The 15,359-nt window shown below is 32.0% G+C and carries 10 protein-coding genes and 4 pseudogenes; 13 read left to right on the top strand and 1 reads right to left on the bottom strand.

Translation table 11 applies throughout. The annotated features are described in order from the left end of the window. The first annotated feature begins 6 nt into the window (after positions 1-6). From lspA to F5ESL0228_RS04055, 12 genes and pseudogenes are all read left to right on the top strand, one after another. Entirely contained in the window at positions 7-474 is a 468-nt protein-coding gene (gene lspA, locus F5ESL0228_RS04105; RefSeq protein ID WP_122022943.1) for a signal peptidase II, read from the top strand. Next, a complete protein-coding gene (locus F5ESL0228_RS04100) occupies positions 464-1,372 on the top strand; it encodes an RluA family pseudouridine synthase (RefSeq protein ID WP_122018200.1) in 909 nt (302 codons plus the stop codon). Before lspA ends, F5ESL0228_RS04100 begins: the two co-directional genes overlap by 11 nt. Positions 1,373-1,376: 4 nt before the next feature. Beyond that, the gene (locus F5ESL0228_RS04095; protein ID WP_122022942.1) at positions 1,377-2,429 is read left to right on the top strand and encodes a carbamoyl phosphate synthase small subunit; all 1,053 of its coding nucleotides are present in this window, start codon (positions 1,377-1,379) and stop codon (positions 2,427-2,429) included. A 2-nt stretch (positions 2,430-2,431) separates the two neighbouring features. Next, positions 2,432-5,608, top strand: coding sequence for a carbamoyl phosphate synthase large subunit (locus F5ESL0228_RS04090; protein WP_122022941.1), 3,177 nt, complete (start codon positions 2,432-2,434; stop codon positions 5,606-5,608). Positions 5,609-5,781: 173 nt separating this feature from the next. After that, positions 5,782-6,636 (top strand): annotated as a pseudogene (locus F5ESL0228_RS04085) (transposase); the annotation flags it as partial. Between the two features lie 329 nt (positions 6,637-6,965). Next, positions 6,966-7,899: pseudogene (locus F5ESL0228_RS04080) on the top strand (FAD:protein FMN transferase). A 575-nt stretch (positions 7,900-8,474) separates the two neighbouring features. Beyond that, positions 8,475-9,062 (top strand): CPBP family intramembrane glutamic endopeptidase, encoded by a 588-nt coding sequence (locus F5ESL0228_RS04075; protein ID WP_122022940.1) that lies wholly within the window; start codon positions 8,475-8,477, stop codon positions 9,060-9,062. 17 nt (positions 9,063-9,079) lie between these two features. Beyond that, positions 9,080-9,238, top strand: coding sequence for a hypothetical protein (locus tag F5ESL0228_RS08300; protein ID WP_158592481.1), 159 nt, complete (start codon positions 9,080-9,082; stop codon positions 9,236-9,238). A 1,064-nt stretch (positions 9,239-10,302) separates the two neighbouring features. Continuing rightward, positions 10,303-10,590, top strand: a complete 288-nt coding sequence (locus F5ESL0228_RS04070) for a hypothetical protein (protein ID WP_122022939.1) — start codon at positions 10,303-10,305, stop codon at positions 10,588-10,590. Positions 10,591-10,628: 38 nt separating this feature from the next. Next, entirely contained in the window at positions 10,629-10,874 is a 246-nt protein-coding gene (locus tag F5ESL0228_RS04065) for an HAD hydrolase family protein (protein WP_122022938.1), read from the top strand. A gap of 107 nt (positions 10,875-10,981) precedes the next feature. After that, positions 10,982-11,836 (top strand): annotated as a pseudogene (locus tag F5ESL0228_RS08540) (ROK family protein). A gap of 145 nt (positions 11,837-11,981) precedes the next feature. Further along, positions 11,982-12,883 (top strand): annotated as a pseudogene (locus F5ESL0228_RS04055) (hypothetical protein). A gap of 55 nt (positions 12,884-12,938) precedes the next feature. On the opposite strand, the gene F5ESL0228_RS04050 reads toward F5ESL0228_RS04055, so the two are convergent. After that, the gene (locus F5ESL0228_RS04050; protein WP_122022937.1) at positions 12,939-14,624 is read right to left on the bottom strand and encodes an NFACT family protein; all 1,686 of its coding nucleotides are present in this window, start codon (positions 14,622-14,624) and stop codon (positions 12,939-12,941) included. 304 nt (positions 14,625-14,928) lie between these two features. Here F5ESL0228_RS04050 and F5ESL0228_RS04045 point away from each other — a divergent pair, with 304 nt between their 5' ends. Further along, positions 14,929-15,342: a MarR family winged helix-turn-helix transcriptional regulator gene (locus F5ESL0228_RS04045; RefSeq protein WP_122022936.1), complete on the top strand. Its 414-nt coding sequence runs from the start codon at positions 14,929-14,931 to the stop codon at positions 15,340-15,342. The last annotated feature ends 17 nt before the right edge of the window (positions 15,343-15,359 follow it).

Raw genomic sequence — 15,359 nt, 5'->3', positions numbered from 1 at the left:
ACAGCTATGCAATTTTTCTATTTAATCATCACATTCATTGTTGTGGTGGCAGACCAAATTCTTAAGAGTTATATAGCTGCTACTTACCATATTGGAGAAATTCATCAAATAATTCCTGCAATTCTCTCTTTTACATATGTTCAAAACAACGGAGCAGCTTGGAATATTTTAACTGGACAAATGGTCTTCTTTTACATAATTAGTTTTTTTGCAATTATTGTTTGCATTTATTTTCTCTTTAAAAATAAATATAAAAGTAAAACTTTTAATTGGGGAATTGCTCTTGTATTAGGGGGAATAATTGGCAACTTAATTGATCGGATCCATCTAAAGTATGTGATTGATATGATTCAAGTAGATTTTATTCAATTTAATATTTTTAATATAGCTGATGCGGCAATTACTATTGGAATTATTCTTGTATTTCTTTATCTTCTATTTATTGATGAAGGTGAACAAAAAAATGTCGGATAAATATACCATCAAAGTTACTGCCTTAAATGGTAGACTTGATAAATATATTACAACTCAAATACCAACGCTTTCACGTTCTCGCGTCAAAGAATTAATTGATGGAAAACAAATTTTCGTAAACGGAAAAAATGAAAAAGCATCTTATAAAGTCCGGATCAATGATTATATTTCTATTACTGTTCCCATGCTCAAACCATTAAATATTTCACCAGAGAATATTCCATTAGAAATCATTTATGAAGATGATGACGTGATTGTGGTCAATAAGCCTCAGGGTATGGTAGTTCATCCGTCAGCAGGACATCCCGATCATACTTTAGTTAATGCACTGTTATTTCATACCAAAAGTTTAGCCAAAAGTCCTGAAGGTTTCCGTCCTGGAATTGTTCACCGAATTGACAAAGATACATCAGGATTATTGATGGTAGCCAAAAATGCTGATGCTCGAATAAGTTTGGAATCGCAATTGGCACACAAAACTAATAAACGACAATACCTTGCTATTGTTCATGGTAATTTTAATGAAAAAGTAGGAGTAATCGATGCTCCTATCGGTAGAGATCGTGTTAATCGAAAAAAAATGGCCGTAATTGAAAATGGTAAAAAGGCACGTACCCATTTTGAAATCTTAGAACAATTTAATGGGTATAGTTTAATCCGTTGCCAGTTAGAGACCGGACGAACACATCAAATTAGAGTTCACTTGGCATACATTGGGCATCCTGTAGCTGGTGATCCGTTATATGGACCTCACCACACATTAAAAGGTCATGGTCAATTTTTGCATGCTGCCCGTTTGGGTTTTAATCAACCACACACTAACCAGTGGCTTGAGTTCGAAGTAGAACCTCCACTAATTTTTAACAAAACTATATCTCAATTAAGAGAAACAAAGTGATGAAATGAAACGATATTTGATTCTTGAAGATGGTTGCTTTTTTCCTGGTGAAAGTTTAGGCTCTTCAATTATTTCTACAGGTGAATTAGCAATTCAAACCAGTAATTTTGGTTATCAGGAGGCTTTAACAGACCCTACAAACGCTGGAAAGATTTTAATCTTTACTGCGCCTATGATTGGTGGTAACGGAATCAACGCAATCGATTACGAAAGCATTAACCCATCAGTTAAGGGAATTATTGCAAACGATATTGCACTTAATATTTCTGATAGTGAAAATTTTCAAGATCTTGATTCTTTTTTAAAAGAAAAAAATATTCCTTTAATTTATAATGTTGATACGCGAGCATTAGTTCATCGATTAACTAAAGAAAAGACAATTAAAGCCTCGATTATGGATACAAATGACGAACACGCTTTTGACCAGATTAAAGCATTAGTTTTGCCAAAAAATAGATCGGCAACTGTTTCGACAAAAAATGCTTATGCTGTTCCAAATGTTGGTAAAACAGTAGCTATTATAGATTTAGGACTTAAACATTCAATGTTGCGTGAATTATCGCTAAGAAAAATCAATGCTACAGTTTTTCCTTATAATACATTAGTTCCGGACATCAAAAATTTACGTCCTGATGGAATTATAATTTCTGGTGGGCCGGGTAAAGTAGAGGAAGTTAGAGAAGATCTTAAGCCCATTTTTGATACTTTTTATACTAAAAAGCCAATTTGGGCAATCGGATTAGGTTTTTTAGCATTAAGCGATTATTTAAAACTTCAATTAGTTAAATTACCTGAGCCATATAATGGAACTAATTATCCCGTAATTGATCAAAATACTAATCATATCTTGCAAGTGGCAATGAATATCAATCAACTTGTTCTATCTAATAGCATTCAATTACCTATGGTACATGAATATTATGACCTTCATAGCGAATTACTGGCTGGATTCAGTACTAAGAACAAGGTAATTGCGACAGCTTTCAATGCAGAAGGAGCCCCAGGTAGTTTAGATGCAATTGAAATTTTTGATAATTTTGTAAAAATGATGGTGTAAACATGCCTTTAGAAAATGATTTAGACAAAGTTTTAATTATTGGTTCTGGACCAACATTGATTGGTAAAGTCTCAGAGACAGACGTTTTGATTTCAGATGCAATTACAGCACTCCTAGAAGAAGATATTCGCGTTATTCTTGTTAATCCTAATCCCGCGACGATATCAACCGATAAGAAAGCAGGAGTAACTGTTTATCTAGAACCAATGACTCTTGACTTTCTTAAAAGAATTATTCGTATGGAAGAACCTAGCGCTATTATTCCAGTTTACGGGTCAACAATTGGATTAAAAGTAACTCGCGAATTAATCAAAGATGGCATTTTAAAACAAATGGGTATTCGGTTATTAGGTGTAAATGATTCAACTCTCATGATTAATAGTCATCAAAAAATGACCACATTTCTTGAGCAAAACGATATATCTGTTAATCGATATTGGAATTTATCCGATTTCACTTATAATAATTTAGAGCAAGAATTAAATTCAAAGGTAACTTTTCCAGTTTTATTAATTAAAGAACAACAATACATTCAAAATAAACGGATTATTTTTTATAGTGCAAAAGAAGTTAGTGGTTATTTAAAAAAGGAACGTCAACGACATGATTTTTCAATTAAACATTATCGCCTAACAGAAGATCTATCTTCTTGGAATGAAGTTTTACTTAATGTGATCCGGGACAATGCTGGTAACATTATTTTCGCCGGAATAGCCGATACTATTGAGCCTGTAGCAATTAATTCTGGAGATTCGACAGCAGTAATGCCCGCGTTAACTCTCAATAATGATCAAGTGCAAACAATTCGTCAAATTGCTAAAAAAATTGCGAACAGTTTAAAAATTGTTGGCGTATTAAATATGCATTTTGCAGTTAAGCACAAAGGGACTTCGTTTACAGTAAAAATTTTATCAATCAAACCAAGATTAACTCGCAGTGCAATTTGGTCGCAAAAAGCCTCTTTGTATGATATGGGATACATTGTTTGCAAAATTGCAATTGGCTATCATCTAAATGAAATAACTGACCCATTATCTGGCCTTAATGCTGCAATTGAACCTGCATTAGACAAAGTAGCAATTAGAATGCCTTTTTGGTCGCTAACACAGTCTGGAAGTAATCACTATAATTTAGGTCGAAAAATGAAGGCTAGTGGTGAAGCAATCGGAATTGGTCGGAACTTTGAAACAGCCTTTTTAAAAGGATTAGCTTCAACTGTCAATATTAAGATGGCTCTAGAAATTTATCAGAAAGAAAAAACCAAGCCACGTAATGAAATTATCCAAGATTTGCTACATCCAGATGAACACCATTTGATTAAGCTATTAGCAGCAATTTGCCAAGGCTTTACTTATCAAGAAGTGCAACCACTAACTCATATTCATCCCGTTTATTATCAAAAACTTGAATATTTAGTTCAAATTGGTCAACAGTTACGGACAGAAAAAATAGATGATCATTTACTTTTAAAGGCTAAAATACGTGGCTTTAACAATTCGTTAATTTCTGCTTTATCAAATGTCAATATCTCTGATTTAAATAAACGTCTTGAAAATTTACACCTTGAACCTTCTTATATTCAAATTGATGGCTCTTCTGGAATTTATCAACCTAATGCTCATCAATATTACAATGCCTTTGGGGTTCAAAATGAATCTAAACCACTAAAGGCCAATAAAAAGGTGCTTGTCATTGGAATGCTTCCATCACAAGTCTCAGTTACGAGTGAATTTGATTACATGATTACCCATGCTTTAATGACTTTACATAATAATGATTATGCCACAGTTCTGTTATCTAATAATGATGAATCAGTTGCCACAAATTATCAAAAGGCAGATAAAGTTTACTTTGAACCAATTACAATTGAAAATATTCTTCAAATTACTAAAAAAGAAAATATTAAGGATGTTTTATTGCAATTTTCTGGTAAGCAGATCAATGCATTAGCTAAAAAACTAATTAACAGAGGACTTAACATTTTTGGAAATCAAAATATTAATGTCAAAGACAGAATTGAACAAGTATTATCATCACCATTAAAATTTTTAAAAGAGAATCCGTTGATTACTACAACTGATCAAAAGAAAGTTAACGATTTTATTCATGAACATGGTTTTCCAATTTTAATTGGTGGTTTTAATAGTAAAGGTATTAAACAAAAATCTGCAGTTGTTTACGATCTGCCCGCTTTACAAGAATATTTGGAAGAAAATCAGTTGGCCAAAATTTCTTTATCTCATTTTATCGAGGGAAATAAATATGAAATTACGGCAATTTCAGACGGAAAAGATGTAACAATTCCCGGAATCATTGAACATTTAGAACAAACAGGCTCACATGCATCGGATTCAATTGCAATTTTTAAACCACGTAATCTTTCTAAAAATGGGGAAAAATTGCTAACAACATACACAACTAGGTTGGTTCAAAAGATAAAGATGAAAGGTATTTTTACCTTACACTTTTTAATTGTTGATAAAAATATTTACCTTTTGCAAATTAAGCCTTATGCGGGGCATAACATTGCTTTTCTATCCCAAGCATTGGGAAAAGATATTACCGAATGTGCAACTTCCGTTTTAGCTGGTCACAGCATTACCAGCTTGGGTTATAAATCCGGATTATGGTCTTCTACAAACTTTATTCATGTAAAAATGCCAGTATTTTCGTATATTAACTATAAGAGCATCAATACTTTTGATTCAAAGATGAAATCTTCTGGTTCAGTCATGGGACGCGATACCGAACTAGCTAAAGCCTTATATAAAGGATATGAAGCTAGCGGACTTAAAATTCCAAGTTTTGGTACCGTTTTTATCTCTGTTCGTGATGAAGATAAGAAACGTATGACGGACTTAGCACAACGCTTTTACCGCCTTGGCTTTAAAATAGTTGCAACAGAAGGAACTGCAAATAACTTAGCAGAAGCTGGAATTACTACTAGCGTACTTACCAAAATACATAATGGTTCTAATAGTCTCTTAGCAAAGATTCGCCAACATAAGATCGTAATGGTTATCAATATCACTAATTTATCAGATAGTGCAAGCGAAGATGCTATTATGATTAGAGATGCCGCACTTAATATTCATATACCAGTTTTTTCAAGTATCGAAACTACTGAACTAATCTTAACGGTGCTTGAATCTTTGTCGTTAACAACTCAACCGCTTTAACCAGTCTTTTAAAGCAAAAGTAAGTGTCTGGGAAAAAACTAGACACTAAAAATCAAAAAAATTCGTTAGAACCTTTAAGTTCTAGCGGATTTTTCATATATATTCTGCCCCAACCTTGATATTATTAATTTATCACAAAAAAGGTGAGCTTTTCATGTATCAAAATTATATCACAGGTCAAACTGCTTGCTTATTCTCGACGGGTTTTCTCTGGCAGGAAGATTGAAAGAATGCTAGCAGAAAATTTACCAATGATGTCATTGCTGGTGGTAGGCATATTTCGTATCATACGATCAATAACTTTAGATCTAGCGTCCATGCCAAATTAAAATTAGTGCAATTAAACTTTATGATGAGCTAATTCAAAAAGAAGTAATTCAAGCAATCACTGAAGAAGAAGTGCAAACTAGTCAAGGTCTAGCAATGATCGCTGAACCTAAAGAGTCGTACCTGGAGGTTCAACTAAAAACGCCAAAGACGTGGTCTCAAAAAGATCCGGCATAAATTGCGTCAGGACTTGATTCCTAGAGCTAAGAAGTATGAAGAAGCAGAAACAATATTTGGCGAGCGTAACAGCTATGCTAAAACTGACCATGATGCGACTTTTATACATATGAAAGAAAATCATATGAAGAATGGTCATCTCAAACCGGGGGATAATATTCAAGCTGCCACTATCGATCAGTATGTGGTAGATTATGCACTTTACCCTAACCCAACGAATTTTAAGACTTTAAAACCCTTTTTGGCGCAGATGACTGTTTTAGATAAGTTCAAGAATATTGTTGCCGATGCTGGCTAACTGGACTTATCACGAACAAGATGATTATTATATAGACTGGCAAGGCGTGCGCCAAAGACAGGTACAATATAATCCCAGCTGGCAATATTTTAAGTTTAAAGCCAAAGTCACTCTTCAAAGTAAAACAGACAAACGCTGCAGGAAAATAGATGTCGAGCCAGTCTTTGGACAGATGAAGAGTGTATTTGGTATGCGGAGGACACATTCACTAGGCAAGAAAAAAGGTGAAACCGATGTTGGTTTGATGCTCATGATGATGAACTTAAGCAAATATTGGAATAGGAGGGGGATAAAGGGACTCCCTTTAAAGCAAAAATAGGAAAAAATAGATCAAGTATTTCTAAAGAGAAATTTTTGATCTATATTTTTTGTCTACGAAGCTAGTTTTTTCCCAGACACTTATTAACTTTTGGAAGCTCAAAATGGAAGATAAAAAACATGAAATTAAAGTTTTAAGTGATGAAGAGGCTGCAGAGTATTCTGGAGGATATCTATTTCATAAAATTGGGCAAATACTGACTCGACCGACTTGTTAATTGAATTTTATTAGTATTTATGAGTAATAATAATTCAAATAAAAATATTTCATATAGTTATAAAACTATGGGAGCTACTATAGAATTAACTATTTGTGATACCCAAAGAAAAGGTATTATAAAAAAAATTGTTGATTTAATAAATAGCTATGAAAAAAGATTAACTGTTAATTCGAATAATTCTGAAGTTATCAAATTAATCAATTTGCAGGGGATAAAAAAGTTAAGGTTTCAAATGAAACATACTCTTTAATTAAGTTAGCCATTAGCCATTAAGAAAAGTAGAGAAAATTTTGGATTTAATGCTTTAATTGGTCCAATAGTTAAGTTATATGGCATATAGGATTTAACGATGCAAAAGTTCCTGATGGAAAGGAAATAAAGTCAAGTCTTAGTTTAGTTAATCCTAAAAACATTCAACAGAATGATAATGATCACTCAGTGTTTTTAACTAAAAAGGCATGGAAATAGACCTAGGTGGAATTGCAAAAGGGTGGATTGCTGACAGAATTCGGGATTTTTGGAGGTCCATTGGTGTTAATCAAGGAATAATTAATTTAGGTGGGAATATATTGTTCGTTGGTGATTCTCCAGATCCTAAAGATGGATCTTGAATTTGAACTATCCAAGATCCATCTTTAGGCCTCTTGGGCACCCCTATAGCAACTATTAGTACCCCTGAATGCTCTATTGTTACAAGTGGGATTTATGAAAGATATTTAGAAGCTAATGATAAGAAATATCATCATATATTTGATGATAAAACCGGATATCTTGTAAATGCAAATCTTATGAGTGTAACAGCTTTTACAAAAGATTCGGTGGAAGCTGAAGTGGAATGTAAAAAATTGTTTTTTGCTGGAAAACCTCTAAAAGGTTGGCTTAACAACCCTGATTATTATGCAGCGGTTTTTGTATACAATGATGATAAAATTTTATTTGATAAGGTTTAATTAACTAGCTTGATATTAATATCGATTCCTTATAAAAAACACTTCATTTTGAAGTTTAATACTTTTTGACAAATTTTGTGCTTTCGAAGCAAAGAATATTGGTGAGATGAGAAGAAATTCAATTCAACTCAACAGTATTAGGCATTGCTTTTACGCTGTTATATAAATAAAAAGTATAATCAACAACAATATTAGAATCATTTAAAAATTTTATTGAGTATTCTTGCAGAATATAAGACTGTAGTAATAATCAAGGACGTGTATATTAATAATTATTGTTAGGTATTAGAAAAAACTAGGCAGTCACCATATCGGGGCTAATAATATGCTCGTATTGAGCAAATTTTAGGATTCGTCGATGGAATTGGCCTGTGATTTTTTAGGAAGAATTTTGTTTTATTAAGCAAAGGTGTTAAAATACACTTATATGCCATTAATACATGAGCATAAAAATAGCAAAAAATTGTTTATAAATTAATAACTTTTAGATGTGATTTACAACGTTAATAAAAAAGTGTTTGCTGCAAGCTTTTTTGATATATTGCTCCGAACTTGATTTTAAAATAAGGAAGAAAATGAAAATTATAACTACTGAGACTACTATTAAAAAAATTTTGATGACAGTAGGATTTTATTTTTTTGATGAAATATGCATAAGATTAATTTTTAGATTATGCTTGAGATCTCGAAGATTTGAGCTTCTTTCTGTTAAACTGACTCGAGATATAATAACCTTGTTTATTTTTATTGTATTCATTTTTTATACAAAAACTGTTGAAAAACATGATTTCAGAATTTCATTTTGCAAATTATTTTTGGCGTTTTTTCTTGTGTTCATTTTTCTTATGATGACAGGCAATGCAAAGCAAGAGGTTGATCCTAGAACAATTTTTCATGCTTTAATATTTTCTCCGATTATTGAGGAAGTAATTTCTAGAAAAGTTGTTTTTTCTGGATTAAGAGAATCAGGACATATTGTTTTAGGTATTATCTTCAGTACTCTTTTGTTCGTTTCATTACATGCTGATTTCAGCATAACTGGATTGATTTATTTTACAATAATGAGTTTTGCATTAATGTTAATTCAACTATGGACCAACAGTGTTATTAACAGTATATTATTACACTCATTTATAAATTTTGTAATTTTATTTATTTTTTGACTATGGATATATTAACAATGAAAACCACAATTTTAGATGAATTATACAAGGACTTTCCTTTTGACAATGATTTCATTGATAAAATAAATATAAAAATAATTTATCAAAAACCAGAAATTGAAAATAATGAAGAAGAAGTTTGCATTGTCAAAAATCCTCTTTTTTCTTTTAAATAAAATTAAATCCTGCTAATACAATACTACAAAGTATTCATCAACAGGATAAAGTCTACAACCGAAACTTATAGTGGAGAAACTGCATACTACTTTAAATCAATACAGCAATAAAAAAATCAGCAATATTATCAAAGCTCTAATAATATGATGCTTGATATGGAAACTATCATTTATTATACCAATAATAATCGAATTGATATAAATAACCAATACAACCAATATAGACAGACCTAAAAAAACATTTCGAGGAACAAAAAAATATGTAAAAACTAATATACTACAGCAAACATTTATAATTTCTATCCTTGATTGCTTTTTCCTTAAATTTCTTTTTTCAATAAGATCAATCAATGATGCAAATAACGACGAAAGCATGAATAAAAAGAGCAAAACTAATCCTGTATAAAATTTCATTTTTCTATTTTCTCTATTTAATAATTATAAAATACACTACAATGACCGTAAATATCTATATTTACTATTGAAAAAGGCCTATTTTTGTCTGATTAACAAGTAAATAAAATTGACGTATGAATCGGTAAGATCCCCTTCACGAATAATTTTACCAAATATATAGTTGAAGAGCCAGCATAAATCAATAGATGTTAATGTCAATTTTTTGTAAGTAATAAACTTTTAGCCTTCCTCTATTTGCAGTTTTCACTTTTTTAAATTATTCGCTCGGGCAAGTCAAATAATATCTGGCCACCATTAATGATCCCTTAATCCCAGTAGTGTGTCTTGGCTGCATTGCCAAGATTTGCTTGAAACTGCTTACAAATAACAAGTTCTTTACCTTAAAGCGGTAATCTACTTGCATGATTCGTTGCTCTTTAGTAGCTTTTCTTTGTTCTTTGAGCAGATATTGAGCAATATTACCACCATTTAACTGGAAGATAATACTTCTAGCTAATACTTCAGTTCCAACCCAGCGGTCTTGAACTTAATCCTTCTGTTGAATAATGACTGATGTGACCTTCAGTTGTGAATTACCGATATTGAGTATTTACGATCAACTGCCAGTTGCCTAATATATAAGTTTTAGCCTGCTTAAGTGCCCCAACTTGTGTTGGTGTCAGGCTGGGATCACTAAAGAAGATCAGCTTTTAATTTTTGACAAGAGTCCTGAATGGCTGTGGTTCCAAATGATGAACAAAGGTCTTGATAGACCTTTTCCTGAAAGTAACTTTAAGAAACTGCACGTTAAATTAATAGTTGATTATGATATTTTCGTTTTGGTAGTTAATGGAATTAGTTTGATAGCCCGTGGCTATCAAAAATTTGGCGATGATTTAGCTGTTGTTGCTGCTAATGGCAAAGTTGAGTTTAAGAATATAGTGTTAAGAAAGTAAGCTTTGGCGGAAAAGATTAAATCTCTGTTTTTTTCGATATGGACGGTACTTTATTGTCTAGCAAATCAACTATTTTACCTGAAGTAAGTCAGGCTGTGCATAAATTAAAAGCAAATGGTAATGTTCCTGTTATTTGTACAGGTCGAGCAGCATTTGAAGTACAACATTTTATGAAAAAGTATCAGATTAATTCATTAATTGCAACTAATGGTCAATATGGTAAATTTGCTGGTCAAATTGCATTCAACTTAACTATTCCTAGTGCTATTTGTCAAAAGTACTAGCATACGCTCAAACTAGGAATTAGTTATTTTAAATTTTATGGACCCAATCATGAAATTATTGAAGTTTTTCAAAGAAATAAGAAGTAAGAAAAATGTTATTAGGCTAAATCGAAGCTGACGGTACTAAATTTGTTTTTGTCGTTGGCAACGAAAATTATCAAATTAAGAATTCAATTAGAATACCAACGACAAAACCGCAATAAACTTCAAAAAAGGTTGCAGTTTATTTTAAGCAGTTTGTTGTTCAAGCAATTGGTATTGCTTCATTTGGTTCGATTAAAATTCGTAAACAATCAGCTAATTACGGCTTAATTACTGATACACCTAAAAAAAGATGGCAAAATACTAATTTTGTTGGCTTTTTTCAAGAGTAACTTAATGTACCTCCTATATTTTTTACTACTGATGTTAACGGCTCGGCTTATGGTGAGTACGTGATGTCATTATTATTAAATGAAGATATTAATTCTTCGGTGTATTACATAATCGGTACTGGGGTTGGTGGTGGTGCCTTGATCAATAGCCATTTAATTGGAAGTCAAGGACATCCTGAAATGGGTCATGTTCTGTTAAAGCGCCATCCAGACGACCTGGATTTTGCTGGTGTTTGTCCGTTTCACCATGATTGCTTAGAGGGGGCTTGTTTCAGGTCCAACTTTTGAAGCACGAGTATATTCAACCTGGAGCACAAGTGCTGCTGGATGATCATGTCTGGAATATTATGGGCTACTATGTTGCTCAAGCAGCTTTGCAAGTTACTTTGATTTTAAGTACCGATAAAATTGTTTTTGGTGGTGACGTTGTGAGTGAAGAATTTTTAAAGAAGGTTAGACGTGATTTTAGTAAAATGCTAAATAATTATGTTACCGTTTTGATAAATATATTGTGATGCCCGAATTGCTGATAATGGTTCAGCGACAGTTGGTGATTTTGCTTTGGCGAAAAATTTATTAAAACAATAGAGTAAAAAAGTGTCTGGGAAAAAACTAGACATTAAAAAGCAAAAAATCCGTTAGAATCTTTAAATTCTAGCGAATTTTTTTATATACATTTTGGCCCAGCCTTGATATTATTAAATTACTACAATTAAAAAAAGGTGGGCTTTTCATGTACCAAAATCATATCACAGGTCAAACTACTTTAATACTTAATTTAGACTTTTCGATTCCTAAAAATTATCTTGCTCAAGTTATCAGTAACTTTTTTGATTCTATTCCTGATAATGTTATGCTTGAAAATCAAGCTAATGCCGGTAGACCAGCCTATCGCTCAGCTAGGATGCTTAAATTTGATGCTTAAAATTTTACTTTTTGCTTATTTTTGGCGTGTTTTCTCTGGCAGAAGGACTAATCAAAGAAGATGCCATTTTTATTGATGGGACTAAAATTGCAGTGATGCCAACAAGTAGATTTTTGTTTGGAAAAAAGCAGTGGAAAAGTTTCATGCCAAATTAAAAATTAGTGCAATTAAGCTTTATTATGAGCTAATTCAAAAAGAAGTAGTCCAAGCAATCACTGAAGAAGAAGCGCAAACTAGTCAAGGTCTAACAAACTAGAAAGTGCCACCGAGATCAACCAAGCTGGCTAACTGGACTTATCACGAAAAAGATGATTATTACATAGACTGGCAAAGCGTACGCTTCAACTTTAAAGATACGGCAAACGTAAAAATAAGAGCACGGTTTTAGTATCTGATCTTAAAATCTATGAAGCAGATGAGTTTCAGCTAACAGATGAATTGATCGAACTAGCTAAAACTAAGAGCGGGCGCCAAAGACAGGTGCAATATAATCCCAACTGGCAATATTTAAAAGAAAAAGCCAAACAAACTCTCCAAAGTAAAGCAGGCAAACGCATCTACGCGGAAAGAAAAAAGTAGAAAACGATATTTGCTTGATGTTCATGATGATGAACTTAAGCAAATATTGGAATAGAAGGGGGGACAAAGGGACTCCTTTTAAAGCAAAACAGGAAAAAATAGATCAAGTATTTCTAAAAAGAATTTCTTGATCTATATTTTTTGTCTACGAAGCTAGTTTTTTCCCAGACACTTTTAGTTGAATTATTATAATTTTTTATGTTGGATATTATCTTTTTTTGGCGTGACTTCGATTGAATTTTGACCTGTATAAATTACAAAACCAGGTTTAGCACCATTAGGCTTTTTAACTCGTTTGTCTTCAACATAATCAACCTGAACATGTGCAGAATCTTTTGCCTTAGAATAATAGGCAGCAATCTCTGCCGTTTCAGCAATATCTCTATCACTAGGTTGATTGTCTTGCAAAATCACATGTGAACCTGGCATATTCTTTACATGGAACCAAATATCATGTTTATTTGCTTTTTTAAAAGTTAACCAATCATTTTGATAATTATTCTTGCCAACAAATACAGTTTTTCCAGAAGATAAACGAAATCGATTTAAGTTGTGTTCAGTAATTTTTTTGACTTTTTTTTGTTTTTGTTGACGTTTAATGTATCCTTGAGCAGTTAGTTCATCTATAATTTGATCAACATCCTGCGGATCGGCATTATTAATCGCTGTTTGGACAGAATCAAAATATTCAAGTGTCTGTCGCGAAATTTTAACCTGCTCCTTAACATGCTTTATTGAATTACGAAGTTTCTTATATCGAGTAAAATATTTCTGAGCATTGCGAACAGGGGAGAGAGCTGCATCTAACTTGATCTCAATTGGTCGATTATTTTCATAGTAATTAGGTAAACTAATTTTAGTCATTCCTGAGTGAACTTGTTTCAAATTTGCATTTAAAATTTCCCCGCGGATTCGATATCCTTCAGAATTCTCAGCAAGATCCAACTGCGTCTGTAGCTTAGTAATTTTCTTTGTTAATTTTTTCTGTTCATTTTTAATAACTCGTTCAACTTGACTAGATCTTTGCTTAACCCAGTCACGATTAGACTGATAAAGATAAAATTCATCTAAAGCCTGGTTTAGGTCAGACTTAACACTTTCTTTTGTTAAGTCAAGATGGTAAGGAAGATAGGGAAAAATTTTCCGCTTATTATCAGACGATTTAAGAATAAAAGCACCTTTTTTATCAAATTGAGATATGAATGTCTTAAAGGAAGTGTATGAAAAATCATCTTCTAAATAGCCCGTTAATTCATTACGATCATCACGATCAAGACCACTAACTTTTTGAACAAAAGATTGGACAGTCGTTGTTCGGGTCATACTTTTAAACTCATCTTTAGTTATCTTAAACCCATTAATTCCAGGGATAAGCGGGGGAAGCTCATACTTTGCTTTAGGTAAAAGTAGACGAACACGATTTTCCTCTGGATTAATTCGTTTAAGTAAGTCAATAATACGATTACTCTTTTTATCATATAAAATCACATTACTATGACGTCCCATTAATTCAATTGATAAAACTAGTTGTATTTGGTCTCCTAACTCATTACGATTACTAAAATAAAAATTAACGATTCGATCAACACCAACTTGTTGAATATCTTGCAATACGGAGCCCTCAAGATACTTTCTAAGCACCATTACAAAAGTAGGTGCCTTATCTGGATTAACAATTGTTTGCTCGGTAATGTAAAATCTAGGATATTGTGCATTAACAGAAATTAAAACTTGCAAATTCTTTCGATTTTTTCTAAATGTTAAGATTAGATCTTGATCAAATGGCTGATAAATTTTGGAAAGCCGACTTCCAATCAGCGTGTGTTTAATATTATTTATTAGACTATGTATGAATAGGCCATCGAATGCCATAAATATCACCTCAAAATTACGTTTTCTATTATAGCAATTATTTGATAGAAAGTGTAAACCCAAGTCTAATTCTAATGTGAAAATAGGGTACTTTAATTATATATGCACAGATTTAAGTTTTTTGAGCAAAATTTTACCAAAGCTGGTATACTATTATTATAAATTAATGTTTATTTAAACTTAAAATGTGTGTTATAAATAATTTCTTAGTATTTACAATGCTTTATATTATATATAAAGCGTTGTTTCACAACATAATTTATAAAATAAATTTATTATTCAAAATTGATGGAAGGAGAATAAATTGGATATCTTAGCCTTTAGCATAGTCGCAGGGAATATTAAAAAGGAAATACGTAATAGGTGTGGGTTAAATTTTTCACAAACTCGCATTCTGCTTTATTTTGCTAAAAATAATAATCAGGCTTTAAAAATGGGGGATTTAGCTAATAATTTAAAAATCTCTCTTTCCACTTTAAGCCGTCAACTGCAACAAGTGAAAACAATGCAACTAATTACAATTACTCGTTCTGAAAATGACTCAAGCAAGACAGTTGTTCTCAGTGAAAAAGGGTTGAATAAGTTGAAAGAATTAAAAAGATCCATGAATGATATTGAAAAAAGTCTATTACAAGATCTTTCACAGCAAGAAGTTAATTGTCTTAGTCAAACTTTTGATAAATTAATCAAAAAAGAAAGACTGATTTTAAGTAAGTAGTCGAATAGCTTGAACTT

It is taken from the genome of Lactobacillus sp. ESL0228, assembly GCF_003692825.1.
Classification (GTDB): domain Bacteria; phylum Bacillota; class Bacilli; order Lactobacillales; family Lactobacillaceae; genus Lactobacillus.
This window is presented reverse-complemented; position numbering and strand designations above follow the sequence as displayed.